15 protein-coding genes are annotated in these 18994 nt (G+C 66.1%); 11 read left to right on the top strand and 4 right to left on the bottom strand.

From position 1 onward, the window contains the following. Genes GNZ21_RS14720 through tatC form a run of 10 tightly spaced genes read left to right on the top strand, consistent with a single transcriptional unit; the run spans position 1 to position 10794 of the window. Positions 1 to 1059 carry a tRNA (adenine-N1)-methyltransferase gene (locus GNZ21_RS14720; protein WP_157325649.1) on the top strand — a complete coding sequence of 353 codons (1059 nt, stop codon included), beginning with the start codon at positions 1 to 3 and terminating at the stop codon, positions 1057 to 1059. Further along, positions 1052 to 2611 (top strand): proteasome ATPase, encoded by a 1560-nt coding sequence (arc, locus tag GNZ21_RS14715; RefSeq protein ID WP_188503441.1) that lies wholly within the window; start codon positions 1052 to 1054, stop codon positions 2609 to 2611. The genes GNZ21_RS14720 and arc overlap by 8 nt, the downstream gene beginning before the upstream one ends. Next, positions 2608 to 4257 carry a depupylase/deamidase Dop gene (dop, locus tag GNZ21_RS14710; RefSeq protein WP_157325647.1) on the top strand — a complete coding sequence of 550 codons (1650 nt, stop codon included), beginning with the start codon at positions 2608 to 2610 and terminating at the stop codon, positions 4255 to 4257. Before arc ends, dop begins: the two co-directional genes overlap by 4 nt. A gap of 29 nt (positions 4258 to 4286) precedes the next feature. Then, on the top strand, positions 4287 to 4490 hold the full coding sequence (locus GNZ21_RS14705; protein ID WP_157325645.1) for a ubiquitin-like protein Pup: 204 nt from the start codon (positions 4287 to 4289) through the stop codon (positions 4488 to 4490). 3 nt (positions 4491 to 4493) lie between these two features. Continuing rightward, positions 4494 to 5996 carry a Pup--protein ligase gene (pafA, locus tag GNZ21_RS14700; protein ID WP_188503442.1) on the top strand — a complete coding sequence of 501 codons (1503 nt, stop codon included), beginning with the start codon at positions 4494 to 4496 and terminating at the stop codon, positions 5994 to 5996. A 33-nt stretch (positions 5997 to 6029) separates the two neighbouring features. Further along, positions 6030 to 7286 carry an FKBP-type peptidyl-prolyl cis-trans isomerase gene (locus GNZ21_RS14695; RefSeq protein ID WP_157325643.1) on the top strand — a complete coding sequence of 419 codons (1257 nt, stop codon included), beginning with the start codon at positions 6030 to 6032 and terminating at the stop codon, positions 7284 to 7286. Positions 7287 to 7290: 4 nt separating this feature from the next. After that, positions 7291 to 7695 carry an FKBP-type peptidyl-prolyl cis-trans isomerase gene (locus GNZ21_RS14690; protein ID WP_157325641.1) on the top strand — a complete coding sequence of 135 codons (405 nt, stop codon included), beginning with the start codon at positions 7291 to 7293 and terminating at the stop codon, positions 7693 to 7695. A gap of 13 nt (positions 7696 to 7708) precedes the next feature. Beyond that, a complete protein-coding gene (locus GNZ21_RS14685; protein ID WP_157325639.1) occupies positions 7709 to 9664 on the top strand; it encodes a helix-turn-helix transcriptional regulator in 1956 nt (651 codons plus the stop codon). 45 nt (positions 9665 to 9709) lie between these two features. After that, positions 9710 to 9964 (top strand): Sec-independent protein translocase subunit TatA, encoded by a 255-nt coding sequence (tatA, locus tag GNZ21_RS14680; RefSeq protein ID WP_157325636.1) that lies wholly within the window; start codon positions 9710 to 9712, stop codon positions 9962 to 9964. A gap of 5 nt (positions 9965 to 9969) precedes the next feature. Then, the gene (tatC, locus tag GNZ21_RS14675) at positions 9970 to 10794 is read left to right on the top strand and encodes a twin-arginine translocase subunit TatC (RefSeq protein ID WP_157325633.1); all 825 of its coding nucleotides are present in this window, start codon (positions 9970 to 9972) and stop codon (positions 10792 to 10794) included. Here tatC and GNZ21_RS14670 read toward each other — a convergent pair. From GNZ21_RS14670 to GNZ21_RS14660, 3 genes are read right to left on the bottom strand one after another with little or no spacing between them, the layout of a single operon-like run. Continuing rightward, positions 10778 to 11632: a transglutaminase family protein gene (locus GNZ21_RS14670; protein WP_157325631.1), complete on the bottom strand. Its 855-nt coding sequence runs from the start codon at positions 11630 to 11632 to the stop codon at positions 10778 to 10780. The genes tatC and GNZ21_RS14670 overlap by 17 nt on opposite strands. Beyond that, positions 11629 to 12558: an alpha-E domain-containing protein gene (locus GNZ21_RS14665; RefSeq protein ID WP_157325630.1), complete on the bottom strand. Its 930-nt coding sequence runs from the start codon at positions 12556 to 12558 to the stop codon at positions 11629 to 11631. The genes GNZ21_RS14670 and GNZ21_RS14665 overlap by 4 nt, the downstream gene beginning before the upstream one ends. Next, positions 12552 to 14171 (bottom strand): circularly permuted type 2 ATP-grasp protein, encoded by a 1620-nt coding sequence (locus tag GNZ21_RS14660; protein WP_157325628.1) that lies wholly within the window; start codon positions 14169 to 14171, stop codon positions 12552 to 12554. The genes GNZ21_RS14665 and GNZ21_RS14660 overlap by 7 nt, the downstream gene beginning before the upstream one ends. 38 nt (positions 14172 to 14209) lie before the next feature. On the opposite strand from GNZ21_RS14660, the gene pepN reads away from it, so the two are divergent. Beyond that, positions 14210 to 16816 carry an aminopeptidase N gene (pepN, locus tag GNZ21_RS14655; protein ID WP_157325626.1) on the top strand — a complete coding sequence of 869 codons (2607 nt, stop codon included), beginning with the start codon at positions 14210 to 14212 and terminating at the stop codon, positions 16814 to 16816. Here pepN and GNZ21_RS14650 read toward each other — a convergent pair. Next, the gene (locus GNZ21_RS14650) at positions 16803 to 18881 is read right to left on the bottom strand and encodes an acyl-CoA dehydrogenase family protein (protein ID WP_157325624.1); all 2079 of its coding nucleotides are present in this window, start codon (positions 18879 to 18881) and stop codon (positions 16803 to 16805) included. The two genes, pepN and GNZ21_RS14650, sit on opposite strands and share 14 nt — an antisense overlap. Positions 18882 to 18994 lie beyond the last annotated feature (113 nt).

The raw sequence follows: 18994 nt of genomic DNA, 5'->3' as shown, positions 1-18994 counted from the left end.
ATGAGCACTGGAGAAGACCCAGCGCAGCAACCGATCGGCAAACATATGCGCACCGGCCCGCTGAAAGCCGGGCAACGAGTGCAGCTGACCGATTACAAGGGCCGCAAGTCCACCATCACACTGGTCGAGGGCGGGCAATGGCACACTCACCAGGGCGTGCTGGACCACCACCGACTGATCGGCCAGCCTGAGGGCATCGTGGTGGAGAACAGCGGCGGCTACCGCTACCAGGTGCTGCGCCCACTGCTGAACGACTATGTGCTCTCCATGCCCCGCGGAGCCACCGTGGTCTATCCCAAGGACTCTGCGCAGATCGTGCAGGTGGCAGATATCTTTCCTGGGGCCCATGTCCTGGAGGCAGGGGTCGGCTCCGGGGCGCTGAGCATCTCGCTGCTGCGCGCGGTGGGAGATGCCGGAACCCTGAACTCCTATGAGCTTCGCGAGGAGTTCGCCGAGATCGCCCGCGGCAATGTGGAGGCCTTCTTCGGGCAGCCGCACCCAGGGTGGAACATCCACCTGGGTGATGCCGCCCAGAAGCCATTGGAGATCGAGACCCCCGGGGGAGTGGACCGGGTGGTGCTGGACATGCTGGCGCCCTGGGAATGCTTGGAGGCGGTGCGCACGGTACTGGCGCCCGGCGGGGTCTGGGTCAGCTACGTGGCCTCGGTGACCCAGCTCTCCCGGCTCACAGAGGCCATCCGCGGCTCAGGCGGTTTCACCGAGCCGGAGGCCCATGAGACGATGCTGCGCACCTGGCATCTGGACGGTCTGGCGGTGCGCCCCGACCACCGCATGGTGGCTCATACCGGGTTCCTGCTCTCGGCCCGAAGGCTGGCCGATGACCAGCTTCCCCTGGAGCTGAAGAAACGGGAGAAGGTCTCAGAGCCCTCTCCAGAGGACAAACAGGCTTGGCCCGGAACAGCCGAGGACGCCGCCCAGCTCACCTGGGACGAGGAGGGGCTGAAAACCCGCACCGTCTCCGGGAAGAAGGCTCGGCGGGCCGCCGCCACCGCCCTCAAGCACGCCCAAGCAGCCGAGGAGGTCACCCCTGGTGAGTGAGACGAACACCCAGCCTGACGCGCAGGCCCTGCAGTCCCGTCTGGAGCAGGCGCACCGGCAGGTGGACAACCTGCGCGCCCGGCAGCGGGACTTGGAGCAGCAGCTGCAGGCGGCCGGGCGCAATAACGACCGGATGAAAGGTCTGCTGGAGGCCACCCGCGGCCAGATCGACCAGCTGAAGCAGGCCCTGGAGGCCGACGGTCAGCCGCCCTTCACCTTCGCCACCATCATCGGCTACCGCGAGCCGCGCGAACGCACTGAGGGCCGGGAGATCGCCGCAGCCACCGCTGCCGGCTGCGATGTGCTCCACTCCGGGCGCAAACTCCGGGTCTCGGTCTCGCCACTGATCGCCCCGGAGCAGTTGGTGCCCGGCAGCGAGGTGCTGCTCAACGAGAACTACACCATCATCGCGGTGCTTCAGCCCGAGGGCACCGGCGAGATCGCCCGGGTCAAAGAGGTGCTGCCCGACGGGCGCCTGGTGATCCTGGTGCGCGGTGAGGAGGAGCGAGTGGTGCGACTCTCCCCGGGGGCAGAGGCCCCGCAGGATGGAGAACCGGCGGTGCGCAGCGGAGACGCCGTAGTGGTGGACCTGCGCACCGGAACCGCCACTGAGGTGGTGCCGCTCTCTGAGGTGGAGGATGTGGTGCTGGAGGAGACCCCGGATATTTCCTACCAGCAGATCGGCGGGCTTGCCGAGCAGATCGAACAGATCCGTGATGCGGTGGAGCTGCCGTTCCTGCACGCCGAGCTCTACCGGGAGCACGGGCTGCGCGCACCCAAGGGCATCCTGCTCTACGGGCCCCCCGGCTGTGGCAAGACCATGATCGCCAAGGCCGTGGCCACCTCACTTGCCGAAGACAGCGGCAACGGGGCCTTCTTCCTGAACATCAAGGGCCCGGAGCTGCTCAACAAATATGTGGGCGAGACCGAACGGCATATCCGGGTCATCTTCGCCCGGGCCAGGGAACGGGCCTCAGAGGGCTCTCCGGTGGTGGTGTTCTTCGATGAGATGGAGGCCCTGTTCCGCACCCGCGGCACCGGGGTCAGCTCGGATGTGGAGACCACAATCGTGCCCCAGCTGCTGGCCGAGATCGACGGTGTGGAGTCCCTGGACAACGTCATCGTCATCGGGGCCTCCAACCGGGAGGACATGATCGACCCGGCCATTCTGCGCCCAGGCCGACTGGACGTGAAGATCCGGGTGCAGCGGCCTTCGGCCGAGGGCGCCCGGGAGATCCTCGCCATCCATCTGGGCGATGCGGTGCCCCTGCGCCCGGCCCTGGTGACCCAGCACGGCGGCCACGCCCAGGCGCGCAGCGCACTGATCAGCTCCGTGGTGCAGCGCCTCTATCCCGAACAGGCCGGCTTCATGTCCGGCGCGGTGCTGAGCAATATTGTGGACCGGGCCAAGAAGCTGGCCATCAAGGAGTATCTGGCCGGCGCGGAGCAGGAGGAGATGAAGGGCATCACTGAAGGCCATTTGATCGAAGCCATCGAGCAGGAGCTGGCCGAGCAGCGGGCGATGATCGCCAGGATCGGCGGGCAGGCATGAGTGTGCGCCGGTTGATCGGCCTGGAGACGGAGTACGGGATCCACGCTCCAGCCAATCCCAGAGCCAGCCATGTGGCGCTGTCCATCGAGCTGATCAACGCCTATGCCGCCCATGTCACTGAGAACGGCGGGGCTGTGGCCGGCACCGAATGGGACTACCAGTCGGAGTCCCCCCTGGTTGACGCTCGCGGCTGGGTGCTGCCGCGTTCGGCCGCCCACTCCAGCCAGCTCACCGATGACCCACACGCTCTGCGCGACGCGCTGGGCAATATCACCGGTGGAGACCCCAGCCCGGCGGACTCTGCCGAGCAGGAGTTCCACGCCCCGGGCTCTGCCCACTGGCGCGGCGACTTCTTCGAACTGAAGGAGGGTCAGCCGCAGCTGCTGATGAACCTGGTGCTGGGCAACGGTGCCCGGTTCTATGTGGACCACGCCCACCCCGAATACTCGGCACCTGAGGCGGTGGGTGCCAAACGTGCGGTGCTCTATGACGTGGCCGGAGACGTCGTCGTCCGTGCTGCCGCTGATCGGCTCGCCCAGGAGCCGGGGGCACCTGAGGTGCTGCTGTACAAAAACAACACGGACAACAAATCTGTCTCCTACGGGGCCCATGAGAACTATCTGGTGCCGCGCAGCCTGCCCTTCGACCAACTGGTGACCGGGCTGCTGCCGTTCTTCGCCAGCCGTCAGGTGATCTGCGGGGCCGGCCGGGTGGGGATCGGCCAGCGCGGCCAGGCCCAAGGATTCCAGATCAGCCAGCGGGCGGACTTCTTCGAGGAGCAGGTGGGCCTGGAGACCACGGTGCGCCGGCCCATCATCAACACCCGGGATGAACCGCACGCCCACTTTGACTCCTGGCGGCGGCTGCATGTGATCATCGGCGATGCCAATATGAGCGAGTACTCCGCCTGGCTGCGGGTGGGCAGCACAGCCCTGGTCCTGGATCTGATCGAAGCGGGCGAAGCGCCGGAGATCCGCCTTTACGACCCGGTGCAGGCGCTGAGGACCATCTCCCATGACCCCACGCTCACCGCCGCTGTGCCCACCAACCGGGGCCCGATGACCGCCCTGCAGATCCAGCAGGCCTACCTGGAGGCGGCCGTGGCCCAGCTGCCCGGCCGCGCGCCGGACACAGAGACCGCCGAGGTGATCGAGGCCTGGCAGCAGCTGCTCACCGATCTGGCCGAGGACCCCGCTCTGGCCGCTGACCGGGTGGACTGGGTGGCCAAACTGCAGCTGCTGGAGTCCTACCGGCGGCGAGACGGACTGGACTGGGACTCACCCCGGCTGGGCATGATCGACCTGCAGTACCACGATCTGCGTCCTGAGAAAGGGCTGTACTACCGGCTGGCCGCAGCTGGCCGGATGCGCCGGCTGTTCACCGATGATCAGGTGGCTTGGGCCGCCCAGCACCCGCCGGAGGAGACCCGCGCCTGGCTGCGCGGCCAACTGGTGAGCCGCCACGGGCAGGCGGTGGCCGGCGCCTCCTGGGACCAGGTGCTGCTGCGCCCGGACTCGGCCGCACCCCCGGTCCGCCTGCACCTGCCTGACCCGTTCTCCGGGACCCGCGCCCAGGCCGAGACGGTACTGGATGAGGCTGCCGACAGCCAGCAGCTGGTGGAGGGCCTGCAGCAGCTGCTCAACTGAGGCTGACCTGTCCGCGATAGGATGGAACCATGTCAGCACAACCGCAGAAGCAGCCCAACCGCCCCGGGGACGACCAGAACGACGACGCCGCAGCCGCTGGTCAGCTCCGCGGCAACCCTCAGTCGGCGGAGCGGGCACAGGAGCTGGACAGCCTGCTGGACGAAATCGACACCGTCCTGGAGACCAATGCCGAGGAGTTCGTCAAGGGCTTCGTCCAGAAGGGCGGCCAGTAGGGCGTGGATGCCCGGATCTACGGGGTCGAGACAGAATTCGGCCTCATCCACCGGCCTGCCGCCGACCAGCAGCATCCCGGCCGGGGACTTCCCCCTGATGAGCTGGCCCGGTACCTGTTCCGCCCTGTGGTGGAGTTCGGCCGCAGCTCCAATATCTTTATCCCCAACGGGTCCCGCCTCTACCTGGACGTGGGCTCGCACCCGGAGTACGCCACAGCGGAATGCGCTGACCTGATCGACCTGATCGCCTCAGACCGGGCCGGGGAGCGCATCATGCACCACCTGGCCACCGCCGCCGAGCATCGCATCGCCACTGACGGGTTCACCGGGCAGGTCTATGTGCTCAAGAACAATGTGGACTCCGCCGGGAACTCCTACGGTTCCCACGAGAACTACCTGATCCCGCGCACCACGCACTTCCGCCGGCTCTCCGGGATCCTGCTGCCCTTCCTGATCACCCGCCAGATCATCGCCGGGGCCGGGCGGGTGGTTCCGGCCGATGAGGAGACGCAGGCGCACTTCGCCTTCAGCCAGCGGGCAGACCATATGTGGGAGGGCATCAGCTCAGCCACCACTCGTTCCCGGCCGATCATCAACACCCGGGACGAGCCGCATGCCGATGCCGCCACCCACCGCAGGCTGCATGTGATCGTGGGGGACTCCAATATGTCCTCGACCACCAGCCTGCTGCGCTACGGATCCACCGACTTGGTGCTGCGGATGATCGAGGCCGGGGTGCCGGTAGGGGACTTCGAGCTGGAGAACCCGATCGCTGCAATCCGGCAGATCAGCCACGACCTCACCGGCCAAGCCCGAGTCCGCATCCGTGGCGGCGGGGAGATGACCGCAGTGCAGATCCAGCGCGGCCTGTTGGAGCGGGTGCAGCGGTTCGTGGCCGCCCAGGGGGCCCACCACGAGCGGGTGGAGCAGATCCTGGAGCTCTGGGACCGGACCCTGACCGCCGTGGAGACCGAGGACCACAGCCTCATCGACACCGAGATCGACTGGGCGATTAAGAAACGCCTGGTGGACGAGGTGGCCGCCCAGCGCGGGCTCAGTCTGGGCCACCACCGGCTGCTGCAGCTGGATATGGCCTATCACGATGTGCACCCGGAGCGGGGACTGTTCCACCTGCTGCGGCGCCGGGGCCGGGCCCAGGAGATCCTCACCGAGCAGCAGGTGCAGGATGCGCTCACCGTCCCGCCGCCCACCCGGGCTGCAGTGCGCGGAGAGTTCCTCTCCACCGCACGTGTATTCGGCGCCGAGACCACTGTGGACTGGGTGCACCATAAGCTCATCGAACGGCCGCTGGAGGCCGTGATGGTCAAAGACCCCTTCGCCGATCGCGATGAGCGGATCGAGGCGCTGCTGGATAAGCTCGGGGACCGAACCGCTCTGCGTGAACTGGACTATCAGGAACGCAGCCGCCGCGGAGTCAGCCCGGCGCTGACGGACAAGTATGTGACCGCAGATCCGGACCAGCTTCCCGAACCCCCAGTAATCTGACAAAGCCACTGACAGAAGAGTAGAGTTCCCCCGATGCACAACCACCGCGCTGCCACAGCACCCCTTGCCCTTTCCGCAGCAGCAGTTCTGCTGCTGAGCGCCTGCGGAGGTGACGGGGACAACGGCGCATCAGAAGGCATTGGCGATACCAGCGTCTTCAACAACTTGGAGGTCAGCGCCCCTGGTGACGGCGAGGTGCCGGAAGTCACCATCTATGAGGAGCTCGAAGGTGAGGACAACGCCAGCCAGGTGCTCAACCAGGGCAGCGGGGAGCAGCTCACCAGCGATTGGCTCATCGACTACCACCTCACCGTGGTGGACCCTGAGGACGCCACAGTGCTGCAGAGCACCCATGAGGAGCCTATCGACCCCTTCCTCTCGCTGCCCGCACTGAGCGCATCACAGTCTCAGACCGAGCAGTTCTTCGCCGAGGGACTCACCGCGGAGGGCGTGACCGTCGGCTCCGAGGTGGTCTTCTACGTGACGGCCAATCCGGCCGAGGGGGTCAACGCAGACACCCTGTATATCTTCGAGATCCTGGACCAGAGCCCCACCTACGCCGATGGCGAGGAGCAGGAGCAGTCCGGCGACCTGCCGGGCATCGACTCTGAGATTGGCACAGCCCCCGAGCTCGGCGACCATGACCCAGAATCCCAGCCCCCGGAGGAGCTTTCCTCTGAGGTGCTTGTGGCCGGCGAGGGCGAGGAGATCGGAGACGAGGACTACGTCTTCGCCCAGTACCGCGGCTGGCGATGGGAGGACGGCGAGATCTTCGACCAGTCCTGGACCGAGGATGGAGCCCCGGGCAACCCCTTCGATTTCTCCCTAGAAGGTGGGGTGATCCCAGGCTGGCTTGAAGGCATCCCGGGTCACCACGTGGGAGACCGGATCCTGCTGGTGATCCCCCCGGAGCAGGCCTACGGAGAGACCGCCGATGAGGAAGAGGGCACCTCCGCAGACGGCGGACCCGGCGGCACGCTGATCTTTGTAGTCGACATCGTGCGCGTCATCGACGGCGAAACTATGGCCGAGATGCAGGCAGCCAGCCAGCAGCAGCAGCAGCAGGCCCCCCAGATGGAGCTCAGCGAGGAGGAGCGCGAACAGCTGGAGGGACTCTCCGAGGAGCACGGCATCTCGGTTGAGGAACTGGAGATGTTCCTGCAGATGGGCATTCCGATGGAGGAACTGGAGACCATTCTGCAGGCGGAGGACCCCGATGGTGAGGACTCCGGCGAGGAGGCCGAGCAGGACCCGGATGAAGACGACCAGAGCGACGAGGACGAGGACTGAGCAAATGAGTTTCGGACAGCGCAACTACGACCGCACCCGCCCCGAGGTCGACTTCCCCGGGGAGACCCCGCCCCAGGAGCTGATCATCGAAGAGCTCATCCCCGGCGGTGGACCTGAGGTGGCCGCCGGGGACCAGATCTCCTGCCACTACGTAGGAGTCGCCTGGTCCACCGGTGAGGAATTCGACGCCTCCTGGAACCGCGGGCAGACCCTGGACTTCACCGCCGGCATCGGCCAGGTCATCCAGGGTTGGGACCAGGGCCTGATCGGCATGAAGGAAGGTGCCCGGCGGCGTCTGGAGATTCCGCCGCACCTGGCCTACGGGGAGGCAGGCGCCGGGGCTGCGATCGGCCCCAACGAGACCCTGATCTTCATCGTAGACCTGGTGAAGGTGCACAAGACCGGCTGATAGCTTGAGTCCAATGCACCACCAGGGGGACAGCAGTGTGCTGCAGGAGCCGGAGCAGACCGCATTCGCCGAGGACGGCGTGGTCCGGGCGCTCTCGTTGGCCTCCACTCTGCTCAACCATCCCGGTGGGCTCACCCGCGATGAGATCTTCGAGAAGGTGGAGCTCTACCGCGGCAGATACCGGGCCATCGATCGGCTGCGCGGGGCGGAGCAGCAGCGCGCCCGAGATGCCCTGGAGAAGCTCTTCGGGCATGACAAGGAGCATCTGCGCAGCTGCGGGATCCATCTGAGCGAGCCCACAGCAGATGAGGACTACCGCTACCGGGTCTCCCGCAGCCAGTACGGGCTGCCTGATCTGAGCCTGACCCCCGATGAGCAGATGGCCCTGTACCGGGCCCAGCTGCTGTTCGCCAATAACAACATTGCCGGCCTTCAGCACGCGCTCTGGGCGATCAACCCGAATCATGATGGGCCCAGCGCACCAGAAGCACCCCAGGCTCTGCAGGCGTCGATCGGCTCCGAGGCGGAGATCTCCACCCTGATCGATCTGGCCCGGGCCGGCACCGGCACCCCGGTGACCTTCAGCTACACCGGCTATGGCCGCCAGTCCGCTGAAGTACGCCGGGTGGTGCCCCTGGGCACCGGGGCGAGAGCCCACTGGTATCTGGTGGGCCATGACCTGGACCGCGGTGAGCAGCGCCTCTACCGACTGGACCGGGTGCACGGTTCTGTGAAGCAGCTGCCGGCCAGCCGGCTCAGCCCAGACGAACGCGAACAGCTCAGGCAGATCAGCGAGGCCAGCAGCTACCGGGATCTGGACATCAGCGCAGTCCTGGACCGTACCGGACGCCGCCCGGACGCCCGGGCAGTGCTGGAAGGAGCACTGCGTGCCCATCAGCCGCCGGCGCCGCAGAACCTCCCCAAACTGACGACCCCGCCTGCCAATCTGCGCAAGGACGACGCCGCCACCAAGACTGAGCGGGTGATCAACATGGTGGCCCTGCTGCTCTCCAGGCCGGAGGGGGTGCGGCCCAGCCAGCTGCTGGTCAAATACTCCATCACCCCGCCACAGCTGTTGCGCGACCTGCTGAGCATCGCCCAGGTCAACACGGATGGGTTCCCTGAGACTCTGGAGGTTCAACCCTATCCGGAGCCTAATGATGAGGTGTTCGTATCGGAGTACCTGGCCGCCGACGAGCCCATTGTGCTCAGCACCGGAGCCGGCAGTCTCCACCGCCCCGTATCGCTGACCAAGCCTGGGGCGCTGAGCCTGATGATCGCGCTGAAGGCACTCATCGACGTCTGCCCACCGGGGGAGGAGCATATCGCCGCAGCCGCGGAGCAGCTGCAGCAGAAGGTTATCGCCATTGTCCCGGAGTCCATCGCCCAGGCCGCGGCCAGTATGTCACTGGCTCGCACCCCGGCCGACGGCAGACTGCTGCGCACGGCTCAGCTGGCCATTAGCGCCAAGCATCCGGTGAGCCTGGACTATGAGGACCTCTCCGGCAGAGTCTCCTCAGACAGGATCATCGACCCGGTGCAGATCCTCTACGACGGCCCGCACACCTATCTGCGGGCATGGTGCCGGCAGGAGGCCGGAGAGCGGACCTTCCGGCTGGACCGGATCAGCGAGCTGAGACCACTGCCAGATCATCAGCAGGACCCCCGTGCCGCGCAGATAGAGCTCAGTGAGGCGGCCAGGCCCCAGGTGCCCGTCACGGAGGACTCGGTGCCGGTGGTTCTGCGCTTTGCGCCCTTCGCCGCCGGAGCGGCGGCCATGTACCAGCCGGTCAAACAGCACACGGACGGCAAGACCGGCGCCCGGACCATCTCCACCCGTTTCATCACCCGGGAAGCAGCGGTGCGCACCTGCCTGGAAGCCGGCGGTGACATCGAGCTGATCCGGCCCGTGGAACTGCGTGAACAGATCGTACAGCGTGCCGAACAGCAGCTGGCTTCGCACTGCTGAGCTGGGCCGGGTATCCTTGGGCAGGATCAGGAAAGGACCTTCTCCATGGGAATTCAAGGCTGGCAGTGGCTGATCATCCTCGGCATCCTGCTGCTGCTCTTCGGCGCGACCAAGCTGCCTAAACTGGCTCGGTCGCTGGGCGAGTCCGCGCGCATCTTCAAGTCTGAGGTCAAGACCATGAAGGAGGAGGACCGCCCGGCGCAGGAGCAGAGCTCCGAGCCCCGGGTCATCGAGCAGACTGATCCCACCGCGGATGTGCATAAGAGCCGCGAACGCCGCGACCACCCCAACAACTCCTAGTCTGCATGACTCTGGCCGATCGGGAGCGGCCGGTGCCGCGGGGCTCCAAGCGCAGGAAGCGTGATCCTGAGGGGCGGATGTCGCTGAAGGATCACCTGCGGGAGCTGCGTAGGCGCCTGGTGATCTCTGCTGCGGGGATCCTGCTGGGGGCTGTGGCCGGGTTCTTCCTCTATGAGTGGCTGGTGGCCACCCTGGCGGCCCCGGTGCTTGATCATGGTGGGGATGAGGATGCCCGGTTGACCTCGATTGCGTTCAACGCAGTGGGTCAGCCTTTGGATCTGCTGATCCGGTTATCCCTGTTTGTGGGGCTGGTGATCTCTTCTCCGGTGTGGCTGTATCAGATCTGGGCGTTCATCATGCCGGGGCTGAAGAAGACGGAGAAGCGGTATGCGGTGGCGTTTATCGCTGCTAGTGTGCCGCTGTTTCTGGGCGGGATCTTCATGGCCTATACGTTGTTGCCGCGGGCGGTGGAGTTCTTCTTCTCGCTGAACCCTGAGGGCACCTCGAACATTATTGCCCCGGATGTGTATTTCGCCTTTGTGCTGCATCTGTTCATTGCCTGTGGGATCGCGATGGTGATTCCGGTGATTCTGGTGGGGATCAACATGATGGGCATCGTCACCGGTAAGCAGGTGTTGGGTGCTTGGCGTGGTGTGGTGATGCTGATTGCGGTGATGTCAGCCTTAGCGGCCCCGGGGGGTGAGGCGGTGACCATGTTCTTCATCATGATCCCACTGACCCTGCTCTTCGGTGTCGCCATCGGCCTGTGCCTGCTCAACGACAAACGCCGTGAGCGCCGGGAGCAGGCTCTGCTCAGGCCTGGCGGGTGATCCTGACGTCCACCTCGAGGGTAGTCTCCGGTCCGCCCCCGGAGAGGATGCCCTTGAGCGGGGTGACATCGGCGTAGTCGCGCCCTCGGGCCACCAGGATATGGTGCTCCCCGGCGGGTTTGTGGTTGGTGGGATCCCAGGAGTGCCACCGCCCGTCCCACCACTCCAGCCAGGCATGAGACTGGCCGGTGACCTCGGTGCCGATGGGCGCCTCCGGGTCCGGGTGGATATAGCCGGAGATATAGCGGGCCGGGATGCCCAGGCTGCGCAGCGCGCCCACCGCCACATGTGAGAGGTCCTGGCAGACCCCTTTGCGCTCACGGAAGGAGGTCTCAGCATCCCAGCTGACTTGGCTGTGGCCGGGCTGGTACTCCATCACCTCACGCAACCAGGCGAAGATGGCCATAGCTGTCTCATGCGGCGACCTCGCTGCGGCGAGGTCCCGGGCGGCCCCGGCCAGTTCATCCCCAGGGGCTGTGAGCTTGGACTGGGGCACATAGTCGCTGAACTGCTGAAAATTCTCATCGGCGGAGAGCTCCGGCCAGTCCAGCAGATCCTCCGGCGCGTGCTGTTTCTCCGTGCGGTGCACCTCCACCAGGGCCTCCATGGTGATCTGGAGCCTCTCATGCTGGGAGTGCAGGTCAAAGGTGTGCACTTTGGTGCCCCAGTAGTCCCGATAGGAAGTGGGGGCGCTGGTGCAGGGGGCGATCCTCAGGTCGGTTTCCAGCACCACCTGGGCGGCATCGGTCTGCGGGGTCATCCGCGCCTCATTGTAGGAGACCGTGACCGGGGCACCGTAGCGGTATTCAGTGCTGTGGGTGACGTGCAGCCGGGTCATGCCTGTTCTCCTGTCCAGGCCTGCCCAGCGGCCTGTGCGAAGTACTTTACGGTGATTGCATTGGAGGCCTCTGAGCAGGCAGCCTGCACCCGCTCCAGATGCTCCGGGAGCTCGGCGAGAAGATCCTCAGAGTGGTGATACTCCAGGAAGGTGCGGGCCTGGCCCACCAACCTGCGCGCCTGATCCATCTTCCCGGTGCGGGTGTACTCCGGGTCCAGGGCGATCAGTGCCTGTTCCACCTGGCGCAGTGAGGAGACCACTGAGCGGGGGAACAATCGGTCCAGCAGCAGGAACTCCACTGCATAGGAATCGCCGAAGGCGGCCCGCCGGCTGCGCAGGAAAGACTCATAGGCTCCGGCGCAGCGCAGCATATTCGCCCAGGAGAGCCGGAAGGCCTCCTCATCCCCGCTGGCCAGCATCCGGGCGGTCATATCGGCCCGCTCCAGTGCCCTGCCCAGGGCCATGAACTGCCAGGAGTCGTCTCGGCTCATCGTGGAGTCAGCCAGACCCTGCACTGTGGCGGTGCGCTCAATCACCCAGGTGCAGAACCGGTAGGTTCCCACCACGTCCTGGCGGTGGCTGGTCAGCCCGTTCCAGGTGGTGTTCAGTGACTCCCAGACCGGGGCGGAGACGGTCTCCCGGGCACGCCGGGCATTCTCGCGCGCTGCCGCCAGGGACCCGGCGATCGAATTGCCCTGCTGAATATCGAAGGCCATCCTGTGCAGCAGCTGCTGCAGCCCTGCCGGGGCCTCGCCCTCAGCGTTCACACCCATAACCGCCAGCAGATTGGTGGAGACCGTACGCTGCTCGGCCAGCGGCAGCTGATTCAGCCGCTCCAGATGCACATCCAGGATCCGGGCGGTGCCGTCGGCCCGCTCCACGTAGCGTCCGATCCAGAATAGCGATTCCGCGATCCGGCTCAGCATCGGGGGCCTCCCTGGCTCTGCTGTTGCTGCTGTTGCTGCTGCTCGTCGTACTGGTCGGCGGAATTGCCGCGGGAGTGGAAGGCCGAGGGCCAGACCCGCTGGGCAGTGCGGGCGCTGCGACGGGTGCTCCAGGGCACTGCGGTGGGCGCGGCGGGGCTCTGCTCACTGCCCGCTGAGTCCACCACCCAGGTGTCCTTGGAGCCGCCGCCCTGGGAGGAGTTGACCACCAGGGATCCCTCGGTCAGCGCCACCCGGGTCAGCCCACCGGGCAGTACCCAGACCTCCTCGCCGTCGTTGACGGCGAAGGGCCGCAGGTCCACATGACGGGGTCCGAAAGTCTCCCCGTCCAGAGTGGGTACTGTGGAGAGCTGCAGCACCGGCTGGGCGATCCAGCCGCGCGGATCGGCCAGCACTTTCTCCCGCAGCGCCGCCAGCTCTTCGCCGGTGGCCGCCGGGCCGATCACCAACCCCTTACCGCCGGACCCGTCCACCGGTTTGAGCACCAGCTCGGCCAGGCGGTCCATCACCTCCTCGCAGGCAGCAGGCTCCTGCAGCCGGTAGGTGTCCACATTGGGGATGATCGGCTCCTCGCCCAGATAGTAGCGGATGATATCCGGCACATAGGTGTAGACCAGCTTGTCATCGGCGACCCCATTGCCCACTGCATTGGCGATGGTGACATTGCCCTCCCGGGCGGCGTTGATCAGCCCGGGCGCCCCGAGCATTGAGTCCGCACGGAACTGCAGGGGGTCCAGGAACTCGTCGTCGAGCCGTTTATAGATCACATCCACCCGTTGTTCGCCCTCAGTGGTGCGCATATAGACCCGATTGCCGCGGCAGACCAGATCGCGGCCCTCCACCAGCTCCACACCCATCATTCCGGCCAGCAGAGTGTGCTCGAAGTACGCAGAGTTGTACACCCCGGGAGTCAGCACCACCACTGTGGGATCGTCCACACCCTCGGGGGCGGTGCGCCGCAGGGCCGAGAGCAGCCGGCGCGGATACTCCTCCACTGAGCGGATGGAGGCACCGGAGAACGCCTCGGGCAGTCCCTTGGCGATGGCCCGGCGGTTCTCCAGCACATAGGAGACTCCACTGGGCACCCGCACGTTGTCCTCCAGAACCCGGAAGACCCCGGCGTCGTCCCTGACCAGATCGATCCCGGAGATATGCACCCGCACCCCGCCGGGGGTGGCCAGCCCGTGCACCTCGCGGTGGAAGTGGGCGCTGGTGGTGATCAGCGAGCGCGGCACTACGCCATCGCGCACGATCTCCATCCGGTCATAGACATCGTTGAGGAACATCTCCAGGGCGGTGACCCGCTGCGCAACCCCGGCGGAGAGGCGGTTCCACTCGGCCCCGGGGATGATCCGCGGGACAATGTCAAGGGGCCAGGCGCGTTCTTCTCCTGCGAAGTCAAAGGTCACCCCGCGGTCCAGAAAGGTCCGGGCCATGGCCTCGGCCCGGGCGGAGACATCAGAGAGGTTCAGGGACTGCAGGACATCATTGACCCCGGAGTAGTCCGGCCGCAGACCACCATCGCGGGAGAACATCTCATCGAAGGCAGTGGAGCGCTGCATCGCCCTCGGATAGTCAGCAAAGAGGTCTGCCATATTCCTACTGTCCTGTCCGGGTCTGTTTCAATAACACTATGTCAGAAACTATGAACCTCACCAGGGATGAGGCGGCCCTCCGCTCCTCCTGCCTCAGCGTCTCCTCCTATCAGGTCCACGTGGATCTCTCGAGAGCTGCGCAGAAGGGAGCCACCACCTACCCGGTCGAAACGCGTGTGGAGTTATCCTTTGACTCGGCGGCTGCTAGCGGCAGGGTGCCCTTCCTGGACTACGCCGGCGTTTCGGTGGACTCGCTGACCATCAACGGCACCGATTACGACGCCGCCGGCTTCGACGGTGCCCGCATCCCGCTTCCCGGCCTGGTGGAGGGGCAGAACATCGTGGAGATCAGCTCGGTCTCGGCCTTCTCCCGCTCGGGGGAGGGACTGCACCGGTTTGAGGATCCCAGCGACGGCGCGGTCTATCTCTACACCCAGTACGAGCCGGCCGACTGCCGGCGGGTCTTCCCCGTCTTCGACCAGCCTGATCTCAAGGCCCGGTTCCGGTTCGCGATCACTGGCCCGGCGCACTGGCAGCTGCGCTCCAACGGAGCCGAGGTCACCAGGCAGGCTGTGGCCGAAGGGCTGGTGCGCGCCGAGTTCGCCGAGACTGAGCTGATGAGCTCCTACATCACCGCCCTGCTGGCCGGGCCCTATCATCTGGTGCAGGACACCTGGCGCGGCGGCGTGCCGGGACAGGAGGAGTTCAGCATTGATCTGGCCCTGCTGTGCCGGGCCTCATTGGCTGAGCATCTGGACGCCGATGAGCTGTTTCGGATCACCAAGCAGGGCCTGGACTTCTTCCACGCCGAGTTCGGCTACGCCTATCCCTGGGGGCGGTCCGCGGGCCGGAACGGCAAATATGACCAGGTGTTCGTGCCGGAGTACAACCTCGGGGCCATGGAGAACCCCGGCCTGGTCACCTTCACCGAGCGCTATGTATTCGACACCGGTGCCACCGAGGCCCAGCATGAGACCCGGGCCAACACCATCCTGCATGAGATGGCCCATATGTGGTTCGGCGATCTGGTGACCATGCATTGGTGGGATGACCTGTGGCTGAAGGAGTCTTTTGCCGACTATATGGGCTCCTACGGGGTGGACTCCGCCACGGACTTCACCACCGCCTGGGTGGCCTTCGCCAACTCACGCAAGGGCTGGGCCTATGTGCAGGACCAGCTGCCCACCACGCACCCGATCGTGGCCGATATCCCGGATCTGGAGGCCGCAGACCAGAACTTCGACGGGATCACCTATGCCAAGGGTGCCAGTGTGCTCAAGCAGCTGGCCGCCTATGCCGGAGCGGAAGCATTCCGGCAGGCTGCGCGGAGCTACTTCCAGCGGCACGCGTTCGGCAATGCCACCCTGGAGGATTTCCTGGGCGTGCTGGAGGAGGCCACCGGAAAAGACATGCGGGCCTGGGCTGCGGCCTGGCTGCAGACCGCGGGCATCCCGGTGCTTCAGACGCAGTACGACGACGCCGGGCAGGTTTCAGTGCGGCAGACCGGCACTGATCCCACGACGGGGGAGCCCATCGCGCGTCCGCATGTGATCAGGGTGGGACTGTTCACCCTGGATGGCACCGGGACTTTGAGCCGGGCCCAGTCGGTGCCGGCGGAACTGGCGCCCGAGGCTGAGCAGGGGATCACTGCGGTGCCCGGGCTGCAGCTGCCGGAGGCTGGGACGCCGCGGTTGATCCTGCCCAATGACGAGGACCTCAGCTACGCAAAACTGGTGCTGGACCCCGAATCCGTGGCGGCGGCTTTGGCCCACCCAGTGGGCGATCCGTTGGCCCGGGCCACAGTATGGGCCGCCCTGTGGTCCATGGTCCGCGACGGCCAGCTTCCCGCAGCCCGGTTCGTGGAGGCAGTGCTGCGCCTGGGCCTGCAGATACCGGAGGTGGTGGTGGTCCAGTCGCTGCTGCGCCAAGCCAACCAGGCCTGCGAGCTCTACACCCCCGCCGGGGCGCGCCCGGCGCTGGAGGCCCAACTTGCCGCCGGGCTGGCGCAGTTCATTGCCGCAGGTGATCAGCACAATGACGCCGTCCTTGCCGCCACTCGAGTTTTGGCGCTCTTGTCACGGCGACATGATTCGCAGCTGGAATTCCTGACCGAACGCCTGGAGTCCGAGGCCGATGAGGAGCTGCGCTGGCTGTTCCTGCAGGCGCTGACTGCCCACGGCCGGGCGGGGGAGCCGGAGCTGGAGGCTGAGATCTCCCGCCGCACCACCGCCCGGGGGCGGATCGCCCACCGGTTGGCCCTGGCGGCACGGCCGCAGGCCGAGGTCAAGGCAGCGGCATTCCAGCAGGCGCTGACCGGTCAGGACGCTGAGGGTGCGGAGCTCTCCAATGACCACCTCACTGCCACCATCGACGGGTTCGGCGCCGATCCCCAGGGGCTGACCCCAGGGTATGCGGAGCGGTACTTCGCTGCATTGACCGGGGTCTGGCAGCGGATGACCCAGGGCCAGGCCACCCGCGTGGTCCGGGGGTTGTTCCCGAGCCCCTCCGAGGCTGCCGCAGAGCAGGCCAAACAGTGGCTGCAGGAGAACCAGGACGCCCCGGCGGCGCTGCGCCGAATCATCCTCGAGGAGCAGGACCACCTGCTGCGCGCCCTGCGCGCCCAGCGGGCCGCTACTGCTTCTTAGCGGCGCGCTTCTGAGCCCGCTTGCGGTCCAGGAGGGTCTTCTCCTCCACCGGGGCATCCGAGGAGGCCCGGAGTTTGCGGTAGTACTCATTGGCCGCATCCTGCCGGGCCTGCTCGGCCCCGGAGGCCACCTCCATCCGGACATGTTCCGGCGCATATCCGAAGCTGTCCACCACATCCTGGGCATGCGGGCGGACCCGGGCCACCAGCCGGTTGATATAGGGGGTCAGAGTCCGAGCCCGCTGCCCGGAGACCCGTCCATTGATCAGGTACCAGTCCAGCGTCTCCTCGATGCGGGTAAGCGCATAGATATCGCGAAGCCAGGTCATCACCTGCTTGGTACCCGGGTGCTCCACCTGCTCCAGGCCCTCGGTGAAGGCCTCCCAGAGCAGCAGATCGGCATGGGCCTTGGCTGCGTTGATGATCTGGTACTGGTGCTCGTTGAAGACAGTGGCCTGCTTCTCAGGCGGCAGCTTGGCCACATGGCGCAGCTCCCCGGCAGCATCGGCGACCATCTGGCGCACCCTGCCGGACAGCAGGTCACGCTGCACCTCGGGCTGCTTGAACCAATTGGCGCTGCGCCGCTCATCCCCGGTGTCCTGAACCTCCTGCAGGGCCTTGCGCAGACCGAACCGGTGCATCACTCTGGAGCCGGCCTGATTAGCCACGTAACTGGCCAGGGCGCCGACATCGGCATTCTTGAACTCAGCGGCGTAGTCGGCCAGCAGCCGTTTGGCCACCAGCTGCAGCAGCACATTGTTGTCACCCTCGAAGGTCACATAGACGTCTAAGTCCGCGCGCAGCGAGGTGAATCGGTTCTCCGAGATGAACCCGGCCCCGCCGCAGGCCTCCCGGGCCTCCTGCAGGGTGTCCAGGGCGTGCCAGGTGGCCACCGGCTTGATCGCCGCAGCCAAGGTCTCCAGCTCCTGACGGTTCTCATCGGAATCGTCCTTGCCGGAGAACACATCGTCCAGCTTGGCCAGCAGGTTGTCGTGGGCGAAGCCCAGGGCCACCGTCGTAGCCAAGCGTGGGATCAGCCGCCGCTGGTGGAGCTGGTAGTCCAGCAGCACCTCCTCCTCAGTGGTGGAGGTGGCGTTGAACTGGCGGCGCTGGTTGCCGTAGGTCACCGCTCCGATCAGGCCCAGCTTGGCGGCGGCCACTGCGGCGCCGGTCAGTGAGACCCGTCCCTGGACCAGTGTGCCCAGCATGGTGAAGAACCGCCGTCCCGGGGACTCGATGGGGGAGCTGTAGGCCCCGCCCTCGGCCACATCGCCGTAGCGGTTGAGCAGATTGGTGCGAGGCACCCGCACCTGGTCAAAGCGCAGCCGGCCGTTGTCCACCCCGTTGAGACCGCCCTTATGGCCGTCGTCCTCAATAGTGATCCCAGGCAGCGGGTTGCCCTGCTCATCGCGGATCTCCATGTAGAAGCAGTGCACCCCGTGGTTGACACCCTCAGTGATGAGCTGGGCGAAGACCACTGCTGCGGTGGCGTGCAGGGCCGCATTGCCCAGGAACCGTTTGGTGGCCGCCTCAAAGGGGGTATGGATGATGAACTCATCCGTGGCGGCGTCGTAGGTGGCGGTGGTCCCCAGGGAGGCCACATCAGAGCCGTGTCCGATCTCGGTCATGGCATAGGCCCCGGGTACGGAGAGGTCCATGATTCCGGGCAGCCACTTCTTCTGGTGCTCATGGGAGCCCAGATGCATCACTGCTGCGCCGAAGAGCCCCCACTGCACCCCAGCTTTGATCTGCAGGGAGGGATCGGCGGTGACCAGCTCCTCGAAGGCGGCGATATTGGCGCCGTGGTCGGCATCGCCGCCGAACTCCTCGGGAAAGGCCCGGTGCACGGCATTGGCCTCCACCAGGGCGTGGGCCTGTTTGAGCGTGCGTTCCCGGTGGTCCTCTTTGGTGAGGTTCTCAGTCTTGTGGAACTGCGGGTCCTTCAGCAGCTCCCGGGCCACCCGCTTGGTCTCTGCCCAGCGGCCCAGCAGAATCTCTTCCAGGTGGGCGGTGTCCACGGTGGCGGTGTCGATAGGTCCGGTGCCGGCGTCGTCGTGCTCTCCCATAGGGTGCTCCTTAAAGACTGTGAGGCTGACAGTGATGGTCAACACAAGTAGTCTAAGATACTGATCAGTAACTTTGCCACTCTGTCAGCGGAGTGCCATCGAGCCAGGCGTGA

It is taken from the genome of Nesterenkonia alkaliphila (assembly GCF_009758175.1).
Classification (GTDB): domain Bacteria; phylum Actinomycetota; class Actinomycetes; order Actinomycetales; family Micrococcaceae; genus Nesterenkonia; species Nesterenkonia alkaliphila.
Note: the sequence above shows the minus strand (reverse complement) of the source record. Positions and strands in the feature narration are given on the sequence as shown.

Coding starts and splice junctions, on each gene's coding strand:
- GNZ21_RS14720 (WP_157325649.1), top strand. CDS start 1: ATGAGCACTGGAGAAGACCCAGCGCAGCAACCGATCGGCAAACATATG.
- dop (WP_157325647.1), top strand. CDS start 2,608: ATGAGTGTGCGCCGGTTGATCGGCCTGGAGACGGAGTACGGGATCCAC.
- GNZ21_RS14705 (WP_157325645.1), top strand. CDS start 4,287: ATGTCAGCACAACCGCAGAAGCAGCCCAACCGCCCCGGGGACGACCAG.
- GNZ21_RS14695 (WP_157325643.1), top strand. CDS start 6,030: ATGCACAACCACCGCGCTGCCACAGCACCCCTTGCCCTTTCCGCAGCA.
- GNZ21_RS14690 (WP_157325641.1), top strand. CDS start 7,291: ATGAGTTTCGGACAGCGCAACTACGACCGCACCCGCCCCGAGGTCGAC.
- GNZ21_RS14685 (WP_157325639.1), top strand. CDS start 7,709: ATGCACCACCAGGGGGACAGCAGTGTGCTGCAGGAGCCGGAGCAGACC.
- tatA (WP_157325636.1), top strand. CDS start 9,710: ATGGGAATTCAAGGCTGGCAGTGGCTGATCATCCTCGGCATCCTGCTG.
- tatC (WP_157325633.1), top strand. CDS start 9,970: ATGACTCTGGCCGATCGGGAGCGGCCGGTGCCGCGGGGCTCCAAGCGC.
- GNZ21_RS14670 (WP_157325631.1), bottom strand. CDS start 11,632: ATGACCCGGCTGCACGTCACCCACAGCACTGAATACCGCTACGGTGCC.
- GNZ21_RS14665 (WP_157325630.1), bottom strand. CDS start 12,558: ATGCTGAGCCGGATCGCGGAATCGCTATTCTGGATCGGACGCTACGTG.
- GNZ21_RS14660 (WP_157325628.1), bottom strand. CDS start 14,171: ATGGCAGACCTCTTTGCTGACTATCCGAGGGCGATGCAGCGCTCCACT.
- pepN (WP_157325626.1), top strand. CDS start 14,210: ATGTCAGAAACTATGAACCTCACCAGGGATGAGGCGGCCCTCCGCTCC.
- GNZ21_RS14650 (WP_157325624.1), bottom strand. CDS start 18,881: ATGGGAGAGCACGACGACGCCGGCACCGGACCTATCGACACCGCCACC.